This window comes from Mucilaginibacter sp. L3T2-6, from assembly GCF_030519355.1.
In the GTDB taxonomy this organism is placed as follows: Bacteria; Bacteroidota; Bacteroidia; order Sphingobacteriales; family Sphingobacteriaceae; genus Mucilaginibacter.
Map to the genome: position 1 here is coordinate 41881 of NZ_JAUMKC010000027.1, position 21249 is coordinate 63129.

Sequence of the window (21249 nt, forward strand, 5' to 3'; positions counted from 1 at the left end):
ATTCTGAATTAAACCGCCAAACCATTGTTACATTCGGTGCTTTTTGTTTCAAATAAATTTAAGTATGTTTGGCAAAACTGACTTATAATGAAATTATTCGTAAAAAAATCTCTTGAACAATTAACGGCCTCGTCAGACGGGGAGGGCACCAGCCTGAAGCGAACGCTTGGCGCGGGCAATCTCGTGGCGCTTGGTATCGGTGCCATCATTGGCGCAGGCCTTTTTGTGCGTACTGCAGCGGCGGCGGGCGGTTTTGCCGGTAACGCGGTTACTATCTCATTTATTGTTGCCGCCATAGGCTGTGCCTTCGCCGGTTTATGTTATGCTGAGTTTGCATCTATCATCCCAATTGCCGGAAGTGCTTATACTTACGCTTATGCCACCATGGGCGAAATAGTTGCCTGGGTTATCGGCTGGGCACTGATACTGGAATATGCACTTGGCGCAGCAACCGTTTCCATAAGCTGGAGTGAATATGCCAACAATCTCCTCGGGGGGCGAATACCGTACGAATGGTGCCACTCGCCTATGGAATCAGCTATCGATTCTGCTGGAGTTCACCATCACGGTTTAATTAACATACCTGCATTGGTTATACTTATCCTGCTTTCAGCACTGCTGATTAAAGGCACCCAGGAATCGGCTACCGTAAACAGCATCATTGTAATTGTTAAAGTTTCTATCGTATTGGTGTTTATCGCTATCGGCTGGGGTTATATCAATCCAGCTAACCATACTCCTTATATGATTCCTGCCGACGCTAAACCGGCAATTCTGCCTGATGGCACCTCATATTCTTATTCCGACTTTTTCAGGCATGGCTGGGGTGGCGTTATCCGCGGCGCCGGTATCGTATTCTTCGCTTTCATCGGTTTCGACGCAGTGTCTACTGCTGCACAGGAAGCAAAAAATCCAAAGAAAGACATGCCTGTCGGTATTCTTGGTTCATTAGCTATTTGTACTATACTTTATATCTTGTTCTCATGGGTACTTACAGGTGTTGCTCCTTATACCGACTTTATGCATGCCGGTAAGGAGGCGTCGGTGGCTTACGCCATCAGTACCTATATGCACGGGTTTGGCTGGCTATCTACGCTGGTAACTGTAGCTATCTTAATGGGCTTTTCTTCGGTTATCCTGGTGATGCTGATGGGCCAATCCCGCGTATTTTATACGATGGCAACAGACGGCCTTTTACCAAAGGTTTTCTGCGACTTGCATCCTAAATTCCGCACTCCATACAAGAGCAACATGATCCTTTTCATATTTGTGGGATTATTTGCTGCCTTTCTGCCCGAAAGTGTTGCCGGCGACCTTACCTCGGTAGGCACCTTATTCGCTTTCGTGCTGGTGTGCTTCGGTGTGATTATCCTTCGTAAAAAAGAACCGAACCTGGTTCGTCCGTTTAAAACACCGCTTGTGCCATTGGTACCTATACTGGGTATAATTGTTTGCGCAGGTATGATATTAGGACTTCCGCGCGATACGCAATTAAGCGCGCTTGCATGGATGATTGTTGGGTTACTTATCTACTTCGGCTACAGTCGCAAGCATAGCAAACTCGGCACTTTAGGCGAAATAATACCTACGGCCACTGATTTTGAAAAAAAATAATTAGTTGAGTAAAAAGCTGTTTTGTTTAATAAAACAGCCATAATATTGAAAAGGTTCCGGTAAATCGGAACCTTTTTTGTTACCTTGAAATTTTAATTATAAACCTGCGTTTCTGCTGCTAATGAAAGCCGATAAAAACCTGTGGATTCTTGTTCTGGTATGTATCATCAATTCGCTGGGGCTTGGCATTATTATTCCCGTAATGTACAGTTACGGCAAAACCTTCGGGCTAAACGGTACCACGCTGGGCTTTCTGATGGCTTCTTTTTCTGTTGCCCAGTTTTTTGCTACACCAGTTCTGGGCTCGTTATCTGATAAATGGGGACGCAAGCCTTTGCTGGTCGTTAGCCTGGCCGGTACCTGTCTATCCTTCCTGATGTTTGCTGAAGCGCAAAGTCTGCTTATGCTTTTCGCCGCCCGTATACTCGACGGTCTGACCGGAGGCAATGTCTCCGTAGCCCAGGCGATGGTTGCCGACACGGCTACGCCTAAAAACCGGGCCCGCAGGTTTGGCATCCTGGGTTCATCATTGGCTTTTGGAATCGTTTTAGGGCCTTTTGTTGGCGGCGTATTTACAAAGATCAGTCCCCAGGCACCGTTCTTTTTTGCGGCCGGCCTATCTCTGTTAGGAACACTTTGCGCACTGTTTCTTTTGCAGGAAACTAACGGTGCAAATAAGGCAACGCATCAAAAAAAAGGGCAAAAATTCCGGTTTGCAGAACTGATCACCACGCTGAAGCGAAGGACTATCGGCACGGCGGTATTTATTGGCTTGCTTTTAACTACCGCCCAGCTTTGTATGGTGACCGGATTTCAAACCTTCAGTGTCGATATTCTCAAATTATCGCCCACGCAAATCGGGCTCTTTTTAGCTGGATTCGGCCTTGCTGGTATCATCATGCAATTGTGCGTTCCGCTCTGCACTAAATGGATTTCATCCAAAGCACTCATCCTGATGCTATCGACCTTACTTTGTTTTGCGGCGATGTTTATCTCCGGGTTTATTTCGGTATTCTTACCGTATGCAATTTGCATGTGCATTTATGGCCTGTTCAATGGCCTGCGTAACCCCATGCTCAATGCCATCATCTCCGAGCATGTTGATTCCACCGAACAGGGTAAAATATTAGGCATCAACCAATCTTATGCATCCATCGGCCAAACCCTGGGGCCGTTAACTGCCGGATTGGTAACGGTTATTTCCATTCACAGCGTTTTCTTCTTATCTTCATTTTATATTTTGCTGGCATTCGTGCTGAGTTTCCGTTTAAAGAAGAAAGAATAAAAACCCGATAACTATGCACCCTTTGATTTTCCGGGAGGTACTCTCCGTCACCATGATCCTTTTTGCGATAATCGACATCCTTGGCGCCATCCCGGTGATCATCCAGGTGCGCCAGCGGGTAGGACATATCGAATCGGAAAAGGCAAGCATTGCGGTGCTGATATTAATGGTAGCATTCCTGTTTCTGGGTGATGAATTATTGGCTGTGATCGGCTTAGACGTCTCATCTTTTGCTATAGCAGGCTCATTCGTTATATTTATTATTGCCATGGAAATGGTGCTTGGCATATCGCTTTTTAAGGAAGAGATCCCTACCTCGGCCTCCATTGTGCCTATAGCATTTCCTTTAATAGCAGGGGCGGGAACCATGACTACCCTGCTTTCCCTGAAATCACAATATCAAACTCAAAACATCATTGCAGGTATTGTAATAAATACTCTTTTTGTTTACCTGGTGCTTAAGAACGTAAAATGGCTCGAAAAGCTGTTGGGGCCGGTTGGCGTGGCCATCCTGCGCAAATCGTTTGGAATTATTTTATTAGCGATTGCAATTAAGCTATTCAGGAGTAATACGCATTTGTAGGTCTGGCGTTAAAAGGAGATTAATAAATGAGCGTCCACATCACCCGATGCGAACGCTCATTTATATGTTCAGTTAATAGTGTAATTCTGTCACTTAGTCACAGCAACTTTGCTTTTGGCAAAGGCTACTTTAGTGCCGATAACCGCCCCTGCCGCAACCAGCAGCCAAACCGCATTGTTGATAGGTAAGCTGGTATCGCCACCTGACGAGCCGCCGCAGCCTGAATCGGGATCAATACCGCCGCAGGGAGCTCCGGGATCGCCTTGGGCATTAGCCGGCGAAATGGCAGATACCGAGCACATAAATATTAAAGCGGCCAGGAATAGTTTAAGTTTTTTCATATCAGTTTTATTAGTGAAAGCTTAGTAATGCAGGACTAAGGCAAATACTGTTCCGTTTGCCGCCAAAATAGTATTTCGACGTAACCAACTGAATTATAGTATTCTAAAATGCGTTTTAATTTACCCGGGCTATCTAAGCAAAACATCCGTGGGAATTATATTCCGCGGCGCGGGGTTTTATATCCAGATGGCAAATAAGGACTCCCTATTCAGGTGGCTGCGGGGCTTGCACTTAACCTTGCCGCAAACATGGTATCGGCCTTATGCTCATAGCCCTTTAGGGTTACCTGTTGCTCAAGGTTCAAATCCAACTCTTTCACCATAAAATTAACGGCATCTTCATTTTCCGCTTTAAAAGCAGAGCAGGTAATATAGATAAGTGGTTTACCCGGCTTCAGGTATTTCGCCACGTTGCGGATAATGCTTTGCTGTAGCCGCTGGAAAAATTCAATGCTATGTGTTTCAAACTGGCTGATCATCTCCGGGGTTCGCCCCCAGGTGCCTGAGCCGCTGCAGGGAGCGTCGAGAATGATACCGTCAAAAGCATAATCGTGCAGCAGCAGGTCGTTATTCTGGGTAAGGTCGAGTAGTTTTTTTTGATATTTAGCAATACCAGCCTGCTGGAAGCGTTCATCAAGGTTGGACAGTATCGATTCGCGGATGTCGGACACCACGAGCTTCACAGTCGGTTCCAGATCATGCAGTAACAGCGATTTACCGCCCGACGCTGCACAGGCGTCCCACCAGGCATCCCATTTGTTAGGTTTAAAGAGTTGTGCAGTTTGCTGCGATGAGTAATCCTGCACCTCGTACCAGTGCTGGTTGGGCAACAAGGTTTCTAACTTTGTACCGTTCGGCAGCGAAAGGCAATTATTGCCTTCGTCCTTATAAACAACTTCGGCCGCAGCCAGGGCTATCTTTACATTTTGTTCAAATCCCCTGTTCACCCGGATAAACAAATCAGGCTGAACGAAAAAGGATTTCAGAAAAGCCCCCTTATCAATCCCGGCAGACAGTTTATCCACCCAGGGAAATACATCGTCCAGTCGGAAATCCGGGTATACCGTTTTTATAATTCCGATTTTTTCATCGATACCGAAACCCACACAGGCTGCCCAATCAGGCTTAAAATGTTGCAGGAACGAGTTAATTTGAGTATTGCATAAAAACTCGGCGACAAACAGGCGCTCGTCAACCGGTGCATCGGGTAACGCCCTGCCCAGGCGAAAATAATTGTACATCAACCGGCCGGCAATACGCCTGTCGGTTGAGCCCATTTGTTTGTTCTGACGGTAAAAGCCGGGCAAAAATTTACTTAGAGGCGTTTCTGCCGGATATTCATCCAAAATACGCTGAAACGTTTTAAGCTGATTTATTGCTTTCATTCTACCTTTTTCAGCTCAAAATTAGTGTATTTATAAACGTTGGCATGCGTATTAATCCAACCATTACCCGGTTTTTTCTGAAAGTGGTATTCGTTAAGCAAACCGTTAAAGCTTACCGGCAAAAGGCTTTGCGCGTCTGCTTCCGCAAGCTGTTTCCCCAGTAACATACCTTCCTCAAATCCCTTCATAGCATACATGGTAGGCTCAATTTTATACGCAGCGCGGTAAATGCGTGAAAAGGCCATTATACCAGCATCTTTAAAATTGACATGATCAGACGAAGTTATATGCGTGTTCAGCCTTTGCAAAAGGTCGGCTTTTAAAAAGGAATAGTTTACCCAGCTTGGATGACCAAAGAGTGTAACCGGGTAACTGGCAGCCAGCGAATCGAGGCCACGCATGGTAACCGTTATAAAATGCTGGTTCGTGGCCGGCATCACGAATACATTTTCTGAGGTTTTGGAAAGCTGCGGAATCAGCGAGCCCAATTGACCATGAATTACCGTGAGGTAAACAATCTGCGTACTTTTTTTACTGAGCGAATCGATCGTGTTCCTGAAAGGAACAATGTAACTATTTTCTTCGCTGTAGCCTGATTTCAGCACAAAGATTTTCTTAGGCTTTATATTGTTGTTTATATACCTGGCCGCGCTTACGGCATGATACTCCAGGGGGGTCGTCATAGTTACCAGGTTCTGGCTTTTAATAGTGGCGGGCGCAGCCGGTGAAAGCGGCGATACCACCTGTTGCTTACTGTTTGGATAAGCCGAAGTGAATGCTTTAATATCACCCGGAAAAACAGGCCCCACAATCAAATCACTGTTGCGGATGGCCGGGTTCAAAGCCAGGCTGTGGGATTGGGCCTTTTCACCCCTGGAGTCAAAAACCTGCAACTTGTAATTATAACCTTCGCCGGCCAGCGAATCGAGCGCCAGCTTAAAACCACGGTAATAATCGAGTGCAATATCCGCTTCTTTTAAGGTAACCGTAGTGTACGACGATGAACCCGCACTCAAGTGGTCGAGCCCGAAGGGTAGCAGCAGCGCTATATCCGACACCTTTTTCTCTGCCGGCTTAACCGCGTTTGACTGCTGGGCGTTAGCGACGGGCGCAGAAGCCTTCTTTTTTTTAGACTGTACGGCAACAGGCGCCACCTTGGGTGAACATGCGGCTGCCATAAAACCTATTATTATAAACGTTAACCACCTATTCCCATTCAATAGTAGCCGGCGGTTTGGAACTGATGTCATATACTACCCGGTTAATTCCTTTTACATTGTTGATGATCTCGTTAGAGATCTTGGCCAGCAGGTCGTAAGGCAGGTGGCACCAATCTGCCGTCATCCCGTCTAACGATTCAACGGCGCGCAGGCAAATTACGTTCTCGTAAGTACGCTCATCGCCCATCACCCCTACCGACTGTACCGGTAAAAATATTGAACCGGCCTGCCAAACGTTATCATAAACACCGGCAGCCCTTAAATTGTTGATATAAATTGCATCGGCTTCCTGTAAAATGGCAACCTTTTGCGGAGTAACCTCGCCCAATATCCTGATAGCCAGGCCCGGACCAGGGAAAGGATGCCGGCCTAAAATATTAGGATCGATACCTAAAGCCTTACCCACCCGCCTCACTTCGTCCTTAAATAAGGTATTCAGCGGCTCAACTACCTTCAGCTTCATAAAATCAGGCAAACCGCCTACGTTGTGATGCGATTTGATGGTGGCCGATGGCCCCTTAACTGATACCGACTCGATAACGTCAGGGTAAATAGTACCCTGCCCCAGCCATTTTACATCCTGCACCTTGTGCGCCTCATCATCAAATACTTCGATAAACACCCGGCCAATCGCTTTGCGCTTTTTCTCGGGGTCGGTTAAGCCGGCCAGCGCATCGTAAAAACGCTGTTTGGCGTCAACGCCGACGACATTCAAGCCCATGTGCTGGTAAGAATCGAGCACAGATTGAAATTCATCTTTTCTCAACAGGCCGTTATCCACAAATACACAGGTCAGATTTTTGCCGATGGCATGGTGCAGCAATACCGCCGCAACGGATGAATCCACTCCGCCGGAAAGGCCGAGCACCACCTTGTCATTGCCTAATTTTTCTTTAAGCGCGGCAATAGTGGTTTCAACAAACGAATCGGCTGTCCAGTCCTGCTTGCAGCCGCAAATGTCGACCAGAAAGTTAAACAGCAACTGTTTTCCGTCCACACTATGTGTAACTTCCGGGTGGAACTGTATAGCGTAGGTTTGCGTACCGGTAACCTGGTAAGCCGCAACCTTCACGGTATCTGTACTGGCAATCACCTCAAAATTCGGCGCAATACTGGCAATGGTATCAGCATGCGACATCCACACCTGCGAGCCCGGCAATATCAGCTTAAACAATGGGTTGTGCTCATTGATATATTGCAGGTTGGCACGGCCATATTCCCTCGTGCTTGATGGCAACACCTCGCCGCCGTGAAAATGAGCGATGTATTGTGCGCCGTAGCAAACGCCCAGTATAGGCAGCTTGCCGTGGTATTTCTCAAAATCAAACGTCGGCGGATTTTCCTGCCTTACCGAATGCGGACTGCCCGAAAGGATAATGCCTTTAACTGTTTCGTCTGGTTCGGGAAAATGGTTGTACGGATGGATCTCGCAGTAAATGTTGAGCTCCCTGACACGGCGCGCGATGAGTTGGGTAAATTGCGAGCCAAAGTCAAGAATGAGGATTTTTTCTTGCATGGGCAAAGATAGGGAAATGGTTGGAAAAGTTGTAGTAGTTGTAAAAGTTTGTTAGGAGGTTGAGGAAATGTGTTAAAACGTTGGAAAGTTGTAATGTTGAAAAGTTACCAGGAGTCCCTCCGGCTGTGTCGCCACAGGCCGGTTTGCAGGAAGCCTGTATGGTCACGCCGCTACGCCAGGCTTTCGTCTTTTAAGAGAGTAATATGACGAGGGTTTACAGGATTTTGATTTGAGAAATTTCGGAATTCGGAAGTTCGATTTCGGAATTGTTTTGGCAAGCGGCAGGAAAATTAATAAAGAATAAATCTACCAGGAACACTTCCGGCTGTGTCGCCACAGCCGGTTTGCAGGAAGCCTGCATGGTCGCGCCGCTACGCCAGTCTTTCGCCTTTTAAGAGAATAATCTAACGAGGGTTTACAGGTGTAAACCCCCAAACAAACCATTGGCTATCAATAATTTAAAATTGACAAAAAATACATAACGCTGACAATCAGTGTGTTTCATAATACTCCGGGTGTTCCATGCAGAAAAACGGAACGCTTTGTTTGCGGTCAGGAGCAGCAACACCCGCTTTTTCCCAATTCTCCCGGCTCACTTTCATATTCATCATGCCGCTTAAACCACATGGTTTCCCCCTCTTCGTTGCGGCCGAGCGGGGCGCGGTCGAGCCATTGATACATGCTCCAGAGCACATCCAGGCCACGCTCATACGCGGAATAGGTGTGGTACACTTCGCCATCTTTCAGTACAAAGGCGCTCATCCCCGGCGCTTCACGGGTATAAGTAGGCCAATCGATACCAACCGTGGCCGCAATTCTTTTACCGGCCTCGGGGACTGTATCTGCAGGTTTGATTTCGTTGGCACGCGAGCTTACGTTGCCATCCCGGTAATTGTAAGTAACTGCCCCTAAACGCTGCTGCTCCTCAGTAAACGACACGCCGAAATCATAGTTAAAATCGTTTTCGTAGGACGAAGCCCAAGGGAACGTCCAGCCCATGCGCTGCCGGTATTGCAGCAGCTTACCGAGCGGTCCGCGGGATATGGCTGTGAACATTACATCGTGATGCATCAAATGTATCGCGAAACCGTTAAAGCTGTCGGCAATATTGGAGCACGAGGGGCAACCTGCCTCATAATCCGGCCCGAACATAAAATGGTAAACCAGCAGCTGCGACCGCCCGCAAAATAAATCGGCCAACGTGGCCTTGCCGGTTTCGGTATCGAAAAGATATTCCTTCTCCACTTTCACCCAGGGCAATTGCCGCCGCATTTGCGCAACCTGATCGCTTCGGCGGGTAAGCTCTTTTTCAGCAATAAGAAGTTCCTTACGGGCTTTCAGCCATTCCTCTTGGGTAGTTACCCGGTGGTTACTGATGTTTTGCATGTTTGAGGCCATTGACATATTGGTTTCAAATTGGTGATAATTAAGTAACTATCGGAGCGTTTTATTGTTTAAGAACAAGCTCACTCATCCAACCGGAACATAATATCCGTTCGCAAAACATACTTTGCACCAGATTTAACAGGACTGCCTTCGTGCTCCAGGTTATGAAAAAAAATCAGCGCAAGGCCCGTTTGCGGTTTAATAATTAAGTCGTTAAAAGTTGTTTCGCCGCCATCATAATCGTCATTCAGGTAAATCATGAATGTGTAATAGCTCGCCTCGCCGTTGTCCCTGATATAGCTTTGATCTCGATGGCGCTTAAATTCCTGGCCAGGTTCATATCTATAGAATCTAAAAAGCTCGTTGAGTCCAACTGCTTTACTGTAACCTATTTGTTGCGGGGCGAATGGCTCCAGGCTTTTCCAAATTTCGCCGGCAAGCATATCATCTTTATAAATAACCCTGTTGTTGTTCCTAACCGAAGGAACTAATCTTTGGCCTCTTTCTGTTTTAACGGTGCCGGCCGATAACCAATATCCTCGCTTTTAGTAATAAAATGCTCACACTTTTGTATTGTCCAAAAGTTTTCAATTGTGAAAATATTCTCTTTTAATACCTGAAGCTTCATAGTACATTTAGGAACCGTTTATATCCCAGCCTTAATACTATTAAACGGCATGCCCAAGCCATCTGCCCCGAATTGGGTTAACACACTATCTTTTAAGGTCATGTAGTCGCCGTGCTGGGTCACTATCCATTTATCGGCGTCACCATCTCTTACTATCTGCGGGATGGTTTTTGAAACTACATTAGCAGCAGAGTCCAGCTCGATGATATAAACTTCCTTTTTAGGATCTTTCGGGTCACTAAAGGGAATGATAACGGTATGGTTATAATCGTCGATAAATTTTCCGAGCACGTTTTTGCCGGATATTTCCTGCGGCTTCATGCCCAGCAGGTGACTGGCCTGCTCTTTATTCACACCAAATATTTCAAGGCGTAAATAGTTGCCATTATAATCCTTAACCGTATCTGACAGTGCCGCCTTACCTGCTTCAATAAAACGGGCTGATGCGTAGTAGCTGTTATCACCCGCGCTTATTTCGGAATTGCCTGGCAGCAGGAAGCTTACTTTAAGATTTTTAATCTGAGAACTGTCCTCCTTAACCTTGCCGGCTATCAACAATAAATCACTGCGATTGATGCGGTTAGCGATGTGAACATTTACGGTGGTAAGTGTGTCTGTTTTTATAACCTTTGATACGGTGTAAGATGGTATGTCCTTGTGTTTGCTGCAGGCAAATATGGCTATCGCCAAACAAAATATTAACAGGCTATTTTTTAATTTTTTCATTCTAAATAATGTTTGATCTCTAATTCAACCAGCACTAAATAATACCATATAATGCTCCGCCCTTCTCCCCCATCCTGTCCACTATCTTTTCTACTTGCGGATCTTTCTCCAGCACCGGCGCATGATGCGGCTTTATGCGTGCATCAATAATCAGCGGGCCTTCGCAGCCCCAGTGCTTATGTTCGGTAAAGCTTTTTATACCATATATATCATGCGAGGGGTTGCTGCGGGTAAAGGTAACCCATACAAAGTTATCCAGGTTTTGGGCAGTAAACCCGGCATCATCACAAAATACCATTAAGGGCAGGCCGTTTAGTTCTGCATGCTGTAAGTGTTCTTCCAGTATCTCCAGCATCAATGGCATATCGCTGCTGCGTATGTTTTTAGGTACTTCCACCGCCAGTACGCCGGGCATCACCATTTTATATTTTTCAAACGGACGGGGCAACGTAAAATCTGCAGGCAATTCGCTCCACAGTTCACGCTTGATTTCGCCTGCTGCCGCAATTGCAACTTTACTGCCAGCATTCAAACCGTTACCGCTGTAATCGAGCGTATCGATGGTGGTGTTGGTATAAAAATGCAGATCGCGGCTAAGATCAATGCGCTCGAGGGTATGTTTCAGAAAACCGCCAACATCATTAACATCCAGTAAAGCATTATCCTCTTTCGCGGCGATGAAAAGATATTTAGCCAGGCTTAACTGCCCGCTGCCCAAAATATGGTTGGCAATGGTAAGCAGTTCCTGCGGGCGGCGCTCGTTGCTGTAAGGGGTATAGCGCTCGCTGCCAATTGCAAACAATAAAGGGTGAACACCTGCTGCGTCAACAGCATTTACGGCGTGCAGCCCCGGTATCTCTTTAGGAATGGCAGCGCCGGAGATTTCGTGAATAAGAGCCCCAAAGCTGGTATCTTCCTGCGGGGGCCTGCCTACCACTGTAAAGCTCCATATCGCATCTTTGCGGTGATAAACGTTATGAACTTTCATTAGCGGAAAGGGATGCTTTAAGCTGTAATAACCCAAATGGTCGCCAAACGGACCTTCGGGTTTATTCTCGTGCGGCATTACGGTGCCGGTTATCACAAAGTCGGCGTCTGCCGAAATGCAGAAACCCTCTTCATCATAAAAATACCGGAAACGTCGGTTACCTAATGCTCCTGCAAAGGTCATTTCAGACAAGCCCTCCGGCAGCGGCATTACAGCGGCAACCGGGTGTGATGGAGGACCGCCTACAAATATGCTAACCTTTAATGGCTGACCTTTTGCGTTTGCTTTGGTTTGATGCACGCCGATACCACGGTGCAACTGATAATGCAGGCCAATCTCTTTATTTAAAATATAGTCGTTGCCGGCAAGCTGTATGCGGTACATGCCCAGGTTGGCATTCATAATGCCCGGTGCGTCCACGTCTTCTGTGTAAACCTGCGGCATGGTCACAAACGGACCGCCGTCATTTGGCCAGTTTATAATCTGCGGTAAATCGCTTATGTGGCATTTCGCAAAATTAACAGGTGCACTGCGGCCGGTTTTCATAGGCAGGGCTGATACAGCCGTCAACCCGACACCTGCATATTTAAGCGGGTTTCTAATTGCTTTTAAAGGATTAGATTTCAAGTCGACCAGCGTTTTAACGTGATTCAGCGTATCTCTGAAAATGAATTTCGAACGCTCCAGCGTACCAAACAGGTTCGACACCGCAGGGAATTTGCTGCCCTTAACATTCTCAAACAATATGGCCGGGCCCTGATGCTCAAAAACACGCAGGTGTATAGCTGCCATTTGCAGGTATGGGTCAACCTCATCTTTAATGCGGATAAGCTGCTTATGCTTTTCCAGGTCGGCGATGCAGGCTTTTAAACTAGGGTAGCTCATATCGTTGGCAAATGTACGAAATGCTTAGCCATACAGATTGCAAAGAGAAATATTCAAAACTGTTTATACATAAATAATTATGCGTATCTTTATGTTATGGTCGTTAACGAGGTAAATTTTGAATCGGAGAAATTTATTGCTTTGTGCCGGACACACAACGTTAAGGAGCTGTATGCGTTTGGCTCTGTATTAACTGCTGATTTTGACGATCAAAGCGATATTGACCTGCTTGTCGAAATAAATGAACCCGACCCTATTCGCAGGGGAAAATTCCTGCTTAGCCTTTATCACGAATTTGAAAGTTTGTTCAAAAAGCGAGTAGATTTAGTTACCAGCAGCAGCATTAAAAATCATTTTTTCGAAGATTATATCGGATCAAGAAAAAAACTAATCTATCCTCTGTCTTAATCAATGGATAGAAAAAATAAACTTTTTAATGATATCGTTACCAGCATTGATAATATCGAAAGATTTTTAGGCTCTATAAATCTTTTTGAAGAATATGCCGTAGACCTTAAAACCAAGAGCGCAATTGAAAGACAGTTGGGGATTGTGGGTGAAGCCATAAAAAGAATAAAAGAAATAGACCCTGAAGAGTTATTTAACTACCAGAAGGACATCATCGGATTTAGAAATATACTGGTGCACAATTACGATGCTATAGATGATGCCATCGTTTGGTCGATAATCAAAGAGCACTTGGTCAACTTAAAAACTGAAGTCTTATCCAAACTGGAAATCGAATAGTCTTCCAATTAACATTCCTCCACTAAATCTATAGAGAAACATTAAAGTAGGCGCTTAAAAAAAGTTATTATTACTTTAGCCGCATCTCAATTTACTTGGCCAATGTCGGTAATTATAGTTACGGTAATCATACTTGCAGGGTCCTATTTTGCCGGTCTGCTGGGTTCCTTAACCGGGCTCGGCGGCGGTGTGGTTATTATCCCTTTACTTACCCTGGTGCTCAAAGTCGATATACATTATGCTATCGGGGCATCGCTGGTTTCAGTTATTGCAACATCATCAGGCTCTGCAGCAGCCTATGTAAAAGAGGGCATAACCAACATGCGTTTAGGTATGTTTCTTGAGATAGCAACTACGCTTGGGGCAATGTGCGGCGCTATACTGGCAATCTATATTCCTACCCATTTTATTGCAATACTTTTCGGAGTGATATTAACTATGTCGGCCATCATGTCGTTGCGTAAAAAGGCTGAGCATATCGTTAATGAAGAAAGCTACCTCGCTAAAAAGCTGAAGCTGAACAGCACCTACCCAACAGCAGAAGGTACCGTTCACTATGGTGTGCGTAATGTTGCAGGCGGTTTTTTCATGATGATTTTTGCCGGTACCATATCCGGTTTGCTCGGCATTGGTTCCGGGGCATTAAAAGTGATAGCGATGGATACCATTATGCGCATACCGTTTAAGGTTTCTACCACTACCAGCAACTTTATGATAGGCGTTACTGCATCGGCAAGCGCAGTTGTTTATTTACAGCGAGGATATATTCACCCTGGGCTGGTGATGCCGGTGGTTATAGGGGTGTTATTTGGCGCATTTACCGGCTCTAAAATATTGGTACACACTAAATCGTCAGACTGGCTGCGGTGGGTATTTGCCGTAGTAGTAACATTTTTGGCCGGCCAGATGATCTATAACGGCATAATGGGGGAAATTTGATGAAGAATCCCGTAGACCACGGTCAATGGACGATATAAGGAAAATTGTGGAGGAGATGATAAAGGTTAACGATAAGAAATTCACTATGGTCTATCGACCATGGACTATGGACTAACAGTGATGAACAAGATAAAAGACACCGACATACAATCCATCATCGGCCATGTACTACGCTGGGGCACCATCGTATCTATTGGGATCGTTTTTTTCGGAGGAATATTTTTCATCTACCGGCATGGCCATTCCGTACCGGATTATAAGACATTTAAAGGCATACCTGCGTTTTTACACCAGCCTGCTGACCTGGTGGCAGCCGCTTTCAGCTTTAAAGGACAAGCCATTATTCAGTTAGGTGTTATATTGCTAATAGCTACGCCGATTTTAAGGGTGATATTTTCAACTATCGGCTTTGCGCTTGAAAAGGATTATCTGTATGTCGGCATCAGTTTGCTGGTGTTGCTGATAATTTTTAGCAGTATGATGAGCGGACGGGTTGGATAGCCTCAAGTCCGCAGTCGTTAGTTTAAGTCCGAAACCAAAACAGGAACATTACAGAAAGACTACCGGCTTAAGAATCATATCCTGAGACTCAGGATTAATTGCCGCCTCCATTACCAATTCGCTTCTGCTCTTCCTCATCGCCGGTATGGTGAACTTTAGCCGCCTTTACCGTGGTTTTACCAAACCGGTAAATAAAGGTTAGGCGCGCTACCCGCGTTTCCTTTTTATCCTTCACAGTTAGGTTAATATTCTGATAGTTGGTGTAGGTATTGTCGCGGTCTGTATTAAATATGTCTTCAGCGTTAAGCCGCAGGGTCCCCCGCTTATTAAAAAGCTGTGTCCCGATCCCTGCGTTGATCCGGTGCCGGGCCTTATTTTGTGTAATACCATAAAACGTGGGCGACTCGTAGTCACCCGATAAAGTGGCGGTTACGGCCGGGCTTATCTTAAATGTATTGAGCACGTTTAAGATAACATCCTGTGTGCCTTTATTCAGATTGCCGTTTTGGGGATAAGCTATGTAACGCTGATAGGATATATCGGCATGGAAATCTGCTGTCCACCACGCCTTAATAACCGCCGGCGCCGAAAACCTTAGGCCATAATTATTTATCTTACCGAAATTGGTATGCGTGAGTATGTTTACTTTAGTCGTGTCGTTTTGTTTATAAAAACCAAATTCGTACGAATTGCTTACCAGGGAGGCGTATAACGTTGTCGTTATAATTTTATTGAAAACATGTGTAAGCTCGATATTATGGGCATATTCAGGTTTCAAATAAGGGTTTCCCGAACGGTAATCATATAAATCCACATAGTATAAAAACGGATTTATTTCTTCATAAGCGGGGCGGGTGCTGCCGCGGTTATAGCTCAGTGTGTATTCGTTTTTGTCGTCTTTTGACCAGGTTATTGCCAGATGAGGAAATAAATCAAAAAAATTACGGTCAATTTTCGAGCCCTGGGTAACGGAATTGCCGTTGGCGACAGTCTGTTCAGCGCGGAGGCCGGCATTTAGGTCCAGTTTCCCGAACTTGTTCTGGTAGTTTATATAACCCGAATTGATGTTTTCGCTATACAAAAAGTGATTGCTGAGCATAGGGTCAGGAACATACTCGTCACCTTCCTTGGCGGCAAAAACCAAATCGTTATTGCTGCTTACATGGCTATATTTTAAACCGGCCTCCAGGACTGATTTTTTCGACAGTGGTGCGGAAAAATCGAGCTTTGAAAGCCAGATGCGTATTTTTGAAGGCGACAGGTTTTCCAGCAGCAACGGGTCGCGGTACTGGCTCATGTCGGGGTTATAAAAGGTATTGATTATATACTCTGCCGAACTGCGGTTAAAAGTGGTGTAATCGGCATCTGCCGATAAGGTAGCCCCCGCTTTATTAAGCTTTCCGGTATAGTTAAGATTGTAATTTGTTTTGTTGAAATGGCGCGGCAAAGTAGTGCTGGCTGTGATCATAGAGTCCAGGCTCCCATGCTTATTAATGAGCAGGGTGTTATTCCTGGTATAATCGTCCTCACGGGAAAGTCCTGTTATCAGAAAGCCAAAAGTATGGTTAGGGCTGATAAAAAAGTCCGTACCCAGGTTAAAGTTGCTATAATGGCTTTTCTGGACGCTCATGTAGCCCACATGATAATTGCTGATATCATTATTAAAATCAACTATCCTGTCGTTCACAAAATTGTGAAACGTTTTATCCGCGGAGAGGTTCAGGCTGCCAAACACATTTAACTTTTCCATACGGTCGTTAAAAGTTATACCCGTGCTGCCCTTGTAGTATTTTCCGTATCCGGCCATAGTCATCAAGGTGCCGTTCGTGCCCTGGTTCTTACCTTTTTTCAGGATGATGTTTACTATCCCGCCCGTCGACGCATCATACTTTGATGAACCGCTGGTGATCAGCTCTATCTTATCGATTACGTTTGATTGCAGACTGCGCAGATAACCGATCAGATCATCCCCTGTAAGGCTGGTTGTTTTGCCGTTAATAGTAATCAGTGCCTCCTGGCGCCCCACAATATTGATATTGCCATTGTTATCAACCCTTACACCCGGCGCCTGCTTTAATATTTCAAATGCCGAAGCGCCGTCAGCCGTTAAGCTGTTCGGGATGTTTAAGGTAACTTTACCCGGTTTTACATCCACTCCTGGTTTATCGGTAGTAATAGTAACTCCCCGTAATTCATTGGTTGAAGATATAAGGATAATGTCAGGCACTTTAAGATTTTGGTCTTCATCCACCATATATGGCCCTGAATATGCTTTATAGTACCCGATGAAAGTAGCCAGCAGAAGATAATTACCAGGCGGTACTTCTACAAACCTGTACTTACCGTTTTTACCAATAACTGCTGAGCTGACAATGGAAGAATCGCGGGCTTTTAAAAGAATTATCGTAGATGCGTCTGCAGGAGTATGCGTTTCGGTAAGCACTTTGCCCTGAATTGACGAGAATGCTCCCTGGGCCTTCACCCTGGTAAATAATACAGCCAAGAACGCTGATAAAAAGCATCCAACTATAAATTTCATCAATAGTTATTGTACAGATTTGCTATAACTTACCTTTAAATTAACCGTCACAATATAGCAACAAAAATCAGCTTGATAAATAAACAGCCTTTTACGGGATATTGGGATTAAGGTTTTCTGGTAATTATATATTAATAATATTATCTAACCTGCGCCAAATATAAGGTTTTATTTAATTAAGGATAAATCAGACGAATTAAATATTAACTGCAAATAAAACATTAATCTTTGTGGCTTAAATATGTGCCGGCGTTTGATTGCGTTTATTAATCCGTTAATTTTACGGCGTCCCTGCGGCCACCGAAAATAGATACTATGAGCATTCATCCTCCTGATATACGCACCGTTAATGTTAGCCGCTATGTTACTCCATTGCGCGAGGGTGGTTCATTACCGGCCATTGCTGAGGCCGACGATGGCTTTTTATATGTGCTAAAATTCCGGGGGGCTGGCCAGGGAGCAAAAGCCCTGATAGCGGAATTGATAGGCGGCGAGATTATGCGTGCCTGCGGACTGAAGGTCCCGGAAATTGTGTTTGCCAACCTCGATGAAGCATTCGGCCGCACTGAGCCCGACGAAGAGATACAGGATTTACTGAAAGCCAGCGTAGGCCTTAACCTGGCGCTTCACTATTTGTCGCGGGCCATTACGTTCGATCCAACCACAACTGTAATTGATGCTGAAACAGCCTCCCGGATAGTATGGCTGGATTGCCTGCTGACCAACGTTGACCGAACCGCACGCAACACCAATATGCTGGTGTGGAACAAGGAGCTTTGGCTGATCGATCATGGAGCAGCACTTTACTTCCATCATTCGTGGCATAACTGGCAGGAACAGGCTAAACGGCCATTTCTTCAGGTAAAAGACCATGTACTACTGCCCCGGGCCACACAGTTGGACGAAGTTGATGCAGAACTAAAGTTAGCGCTCACCAGCCAGGCAATTCGTGAGATTGTTGAGTTGGTTCCGGATGAGTGGCTAACCGGCGAACCATCATTTGAAACACCCATGCAGTACCGTGAGGCCTATATTGAATTTTTAACAACAAGGATAGCCCATTCAGATAATTTTGTAAAAGGAGCAAAAGATGCACAGCAAACACCTTTTTGAATATGCCGTCATCCGCGTTGTGCCGAGGGTGGAGCGTGAGGAATTTGTAAATATTGGTGTAATATTATACTGTGCCAAACAAAAGTTTTTGCAGGCCAGCTATTTTTTGGATGAACCAAGACTAAAAGCGTTTTGTAAGGAACTGGATATTGCCGAACTAAAGGAACATCTCTGCTCATTCGAACGTATCTGCAGGGCCGATAAAGATGCCGGCCCCATAGGTAAATTGGATATGGCTTCGCGTTTCCGCTGGTTAACGGCTACCCGCAGTACCGTATTGCAAACCTCAAAAGTGCACCCGGGAATGACGGACGATGCGAAATTCACACTTGATAGATTGTTTGAACAGTTAGTGATGTAATCAAAGCCCTGCTACCGCTGGTTTTGCGACGGCATAGCGCATGATAAAGCATAATGCAAGCTTTGTATTTATTTCCGCGTCAGATCCACCGGTATCATTAAAATATTCGGTCTGCCGTTAAAAATGCTTTGCATTCTGGTTTGCAGCTGATCGTAATCAAGCGGACTATTATCCGGATTTGGCTTAAAAAAACCGCGCACTCTTGCTGATGAGTAATACAGTGTTTTGCCATCGGGTGAAATATATGGGCCGGAAATGCCATTCCCGTCATTAACCTGTCGGCCAAGCTTTTGCGCAGCAGCCCAGCCGCCACCGTCACGGAAGCTAATGTAAATTTCGTTGTTCTTGATAAATGCCAGGTAACTTTCGTCCGGCGCTATAAAAGCATCTTGAATTTCATTGGTTCCCGGGACTACAATTAATTGCGATTTATCAAAATGGCGGCCGAGCCATTTTACCGAATAACTGCTCCAGCCTTTGATATCGCCCCTGCCAATTGAACAAAAATAAAGCGTGCCATTTTTGCTTATGGTTGGTGCATAATTATTGATGCCATCAAAGTTAAAAGGTTCATCTACAGGCTTCGCCGCCGACCATTTATCCCCGCCTAAATTATCTGCATACCATAAATGGCTTTTTCCAGACGGCGCATTTTGAGGCGCATCCGGCAAGGGCTGGTTTGAAACATAAAATATTTTCTTTCCGTCCGGACTAACGAAGGGGTCCCAGCTTGACCATTTTTCTGAAAATGATGCCACTTTTGGTTTCGTCCATTCGCCATTTACTTTTTTTGAATAGCAAACAGCCATATATATTGTGCCTTCTGAAAAGTAAACAGTGTTCCCGTCTGGTGTAAACGAGACTGACCACTCTTCGTACGGCGTAGAGACAATTCCGGGCGCAAATATACCAGGCTTTGAAGCGTTGTCAATTATGGAGGAAATTACCGGCTTGTTTTGGCAATAGGCCGTTTGAGTAAGCATGCATACCGCCGAAGCAGCCAGAATTTTTTTTGTAAATTTCATATCAGCTTAAGCTTAATGTGTGTTAGGGATATTAATGGGGATCATCATTATGGCGTCGGTCAGGCTTGATGAGTAGTAAAGCGTTTTACCGTCCGGTGATACATAAGGCCCGCCATTCTGGCTATCCGGGATATTTACCTGCTCGCTCAGTTTTTCACCGGGCGACCAATCATTTCCCATGCGGTAGCTTATGAATAAGGCTCTTTCACTGGCAAAAATGATATAGCTTTCATCAGGCGAAATGTATGGGTCAAACGTGTCATTATTGCCATTTAATACTAAACGGATAGGTTTGTCAAAATGATCGCCCATCCATTTAGCATAATAGGCGCACATGCCTTTATTGCCGTCGCGGCCGCGCGAACAAAAGCAAAGCGAGCCCTTTTTGCTGATGGATGGCGCAAAATCATTAAAATCCTGCAGGTTAACCGGGGCGTCAATGTGCCTGGGCTGCGTCCAACCGTTGTCGGGCAAAGCATCTGCATACCATAAATGGGCTTTCGGCTGTGGCCTGTCCTGCGGCATATCTTCCAGCGGCCTGTTCGAAACAAAAATCATGCGCTTGCCGTCGGGGCTCAACGTTGCGTCCCAGTCCTTCCATTTCCCCGAAATAGCGATAATAACCGGCTTTATCCATTTCCCGTTTATTTTTTTTGAAAAACAGATCGCATTATGGTCTGTCAGGTACACTCCATTTCCATCGGGTGTAAAAGAAGGCGCCGACTCGTCATTCGGCACCGTAACTCCCTCCTGTAAAAAGACAGTAGGCTTTGTGCCAGGCGCCAGTATATTTTTGGTTTCCGGGCTTTGCCCAAATAAGTTAGCCGATAAACACCAGGTTATGATTATACCCGAAGCAACATACTTAACAATTTGAGGCAACTTAACTCTCGGCATACCGGTTAATAGTGTGAATATGCCATTAAAGCACGCTGTTGCCTGAAAAAGCAGCAAATTATTTCTATAAAGGAGTCATTATTTTAAACAGGATGGCGTAGCTATTCAACGTAAGGAATTGCCACCCGGGCATGATTTTCGGTTAATTGCCATTCTTTTTTTCTTCGTTTTGGGCTTCCAGGCGCACTTTTTTAAGGTCGATGCGTATAAGGGCAAACAGACTCATATACACATTCGCTACAAATACTAAAGCGAAGCCTGCCAGCAAGTAGCCGCGCCAGTCGTCAAACAGCAGCTTATAATGTGTAATGACAAGGATAATAATGGTTACATAGTGACTAAAGCAATATTCGCAGGTAAACAGGTAAAAAAACTTGCGCTCTGCAATACTCTTGCTTTTATGGCAACGGTTTAAACAGTATTCCCGCGGCTCGCGAAATACCTCCTCGTGGGTAACTGTCCATGCAATACAAGCTATCGGAATGGCCAGTAAAAACAGCCAGGCAATTTGCGTACTTAATTCCATATTGCTAAGAATGCGAAATGAGCTGAAAATGTTTTGATTAACGA

At 45.3% G+C, this 21249-nt stretch carries 21 protein-coding genes; 9 read left to right on the forward strand and 12 right to left on the reverse strand.

Annotation, left to right across the window (positions count from 1 at the left end):
- The first annotated feature begins 87 nt into the window (after window positions 1-87).
- From Q3W13_RS22600 to Q3W13_RS22610, 3 genes are all read left to right on the forward strand, one after another.
- Window positions 88-1614 carry an amino acid permease gene (locus Q3W13_RS22600; RefSeq protein WP_302867882.1) on the forward strand — a complete coding sequence of 509 codons (1527 nt, stop codon included), beginning with the start codon at window positions 88-90 and terminating at the stop codon, window positions 1612-1614.
- A gap of 121 nt (window positions 1615-1735) precedes the next feature.
- Window positions 1736-2899 (forward strand): MFS transporter, encoded by a 1164-nt coding sequence (locus tag Q3W13_RS22605; protein WP_302867883.1) that lies wholly within the window; start codon window positions 1736-1738, stop codon window positions 2897-2899.
- Between the two features lie 13 nt (window positions 2900-2912).
- Window positions 2913-3482 carry a MarC family protein gene (locus Q3W13_RS22610; protein ID WP_302867885.1) on the forward strand — a complete coding sequence of 190 codons (570 nt, stop codon included), beginning with the start codon at window positions 2913-2915 and terminating at the stop codon, window positions 3480-3482.
- 89 nt (window positions 3483-3571) lie between these two features.
- Here the strand turns inward: Q3W13_RS22610 and Q3W13_RS22615 are convergent, their stop codons facing one another.
- The 8 genes from Q3W13_RS22615 to Q3W13_RS22650 all read right to left on the reverse strand — a co-directional run bounded on the left by Q3W13_RS22615 (window position 3572) and on the right by Q3W13_RS22650 (window position 12557).
- The gene (locus tag Q3W13_RS22615; RefSeq protein WP_302867887.1) at window positions 3572-3823 is read right to left on the reverse strand and encodes a hypothetical protein; all 252 of its coding nucleotides are present in this window, start codon (window positions 3821-3823) and stop codon (window positions 3572-3574) included.
- A 209-nt stretch (window positions 3824-4032) separates the two neighbouring features.
- Window positions 4033-5208 carry an RsmB/NOP family class I SAM-dependent RNA methyltransferase gene (locus tag Q3W13_RS22620; RefSeq protein WP_302867890.1) on the reverse strand — a complete coding sequence of 392 codons (1176 nt, stop codon included), beginning with the start codon at window positions 5206-5208 and terminating at the stop codon, window positions 4033-4035.
- Window positions 5205-6386, reverse strand: coding sequence for an ABC transporter substrate-binding protein (locus Q3W13_RS22625; RefSeq protein WP_302867893.1), 1182 nt, complete (start codon window positions 6384-6386; stop codon window positions 5205-5207). Before Q3W13_RS22625 ends, Q3W13_RS22620 begins: the two co-directional genes overlap by 4 nt.
- 28 nt (window positions 6387-6414) lie before the next feature.
- A complete protein-coding gene (gene guaA / locus Q3W13_RS22630) occupies window positions 6415-7944 on the reverse strand; it encodes a glutamine-hydrolyzing GMP synthase (protein WP_302867894.1) in 1530 nt (509 codons plus the stop codon).
- A 552-nt stretch (window positions 7945-8496) separates the two neighbouring features.
- Window positions 8497-9330, reverse strand: a complete 834-nt coding sequence (locus tag Q3W13_RS22635; protein WP_302867896.1) for a DUF899 domain-containing protein — start codon at window positions 9328-9330, stop codon at window positions 8497-8499.
- Window positions 9331-9410: 80 nt separating this feature from the next.
- Window positions 9411-9788, reverse strand: a complete 378-nt coding sequence (locus tag Q3W13_RS22640) for a 2OG-Fe(II) oxygenase (protein ID WP_302867933.1) — start codon at window positions 9786-9788, stop codon at window positions 9411-9413.
- A 188-nt stretch (window positions 9789-9976) separates the two neighbouring features.
- Window positions 9977-10684, reverse strand: coding sequence for a hypothetical protein (locus Q3W13_RS22645; RefSeq protein ID WP_302867898.1), 708 nt, complete (start codon window positions 10682-10684; stop codon window positions 9977-9979).
- Window positions 10685-10718: 34 nt separating this feature from the next.
- A complete protein-coding gene (locus Q3W13_RS22650; protein ID WP_302867900.1) occupies window positions 10719-12557 on the reverse strand; it encodes a UbiD family decarboxylase in 1839 nt (612 codons plus the stop codon).
- A gap of 96 nt (window positions 12558-12653) precedes the next feature.
- On the opposite strand from Q3W13_RS22650, the gene Q3W13_RS22655 reads away from it, so the two are divergent.
- The 4 genes from Q3W13_RS22655 to Q3W13_RS22670 all read left to right on the forward strand — a co-directional run bounded on the left by Q3W13_RS22655 (window position 12654) and on the right by Q3W13_RS22670 (window position 14744).
- Entirely contained in the window at window positions 12654-12965 is a 312-nt protein-coding gene (locus Q3W13_RS22655; protein ID WP_302867902.1) for a nucleotidyltransferase family protein, read from the forward strand.
- 3 nt (window positions 12966-12968) lie between these two features.
- The gene (locus Q3W13_RS22660) at window positions 12969-13304 is read left to right on the forward strand and encodes a DUF86 domain-containing protein (RefSeq protein WP_302867904.1); all 336 of its coding nucleotides are present in this window, start codon (window positions 12969-12971) and stop codon (window positions 13302-13304) included.
- 102 nt (window positions 13305-13406) lie between these two features.
- Window positions 13407-14243: a sulfite exporter TauE/SafE family protein gene (locus Q3W13_RS22665; RefSeq protein WP_302867906.1), complete on the forward strand. Its 837-nt coding sequence runs from the start codon at window positions 13407-13409 to the stop codon at window positions 14241-14243.
- Between the two features lie 99 nt (window positions 14244-14342).
- Window positions 14343-14744, forward strand: a complete 402-nt coding sequence (locus Q3W13_RS22670; protein ID WP_302867908.1) for a DUF1634 domain-containing protein — start codon at window positions 14343-14345, stop codon at window positions 14742-14744.
- Between the two features lie 94 nt (window positions 14745-14838).
- Here the strand turns inward: Q3W13_RS22670 and Q3W13_RS22675 are convergent, their stop codons facing one another.
- On the reverse strand, window positions 14839-17283 hold the full coding sequence (locus tag Q3W13_RS22675; RefSeq protein WP_302867910.1) for an outer membrane beta-barrel family protein: 2445 nt from the start codon (window positions 17281-17283) through the stop codon (window positions 14839-14841).
- A 315-nt stretch (window positions 17284-17598) separates the two neighbouring features.
- Here Q3W13_RS22675 and Q3W13_RS22680 point away from each other — a divergent pair, with 315 nt between their 5' ends.
- Both Q3W13_RS22680 and Q3W13_RS22685 read left to right on the forward strand, forming a co-directional pair.
- The gene (locus Q3W13_RS22680; protein WP_302867912.1) at window positions 17599-18396 is read left to right on the forward strand and encodes a HipA family kinase; all 798 of its coding nucleotides are present in this window, start codon (window positions 17599-17601) and stop codon (window positions 18394-18396) included.
- Window positions 18374-18757 carry a DUF3037 domain-containing protein gene (locus Q3W13_RS22685; protein WP_302867913.1) on the forward strand — a complete coding sequence of 128 codons (384 nt, stop codon included), beginning with the start codon at window positions 18374-18376 and terminating at the stop codon, window positions 18755-18757. Before Q3W13_RS22680 ends, Q3W13_RS22685 begins: the two co-directional genes overlap by 23 nt.
- A 68-nt stretch (window positions 18758-18825) precedes the next feature.
- Here the strand turns inward: Q3W13_RS22685 and Q3W13_RS22690 are convergent, their stop codons facing one another.
- The 3 genes from Q3W13_RS22690 to Q3W13_RS22700 form a co-directional block, all read right to left on the reverse strand.
- Window positions 18826-19782, reverse strand: a complete 957-nt coding sequence (locus Q3W13_RS22690) for a hypothetical protein (protein ID WP_302867914.1) — start codon at window positions 19780-19782, stop codon at window positions 18826-18828.
- Window positions 19783-19794: 12 nt separating this feature from the next.
- Complete coding sequence (locus tag Q3W13_RS22695) at window positions 19795-20679, reverse strand: hypothetical protein (RefSeq protein ID WP_302867916.1); 885 nt, start codon at window positions 20677-20679, stop codon at window positions 19795-19797.
- Between the two features lie 142 nt (window positions 20680-20821).
- Complete coding sequence (locus Q3W13_RS22700; RefSeq protein ID WP_302867918.1) at window positions 20822-21205, reverse strand: hypothetical protein; 384 nt, start codon at window positions 21203-21205, stop codon at window positions 20822-20824.
- Window positions 21206-21249: the final 44 nt, after the last annotated feature.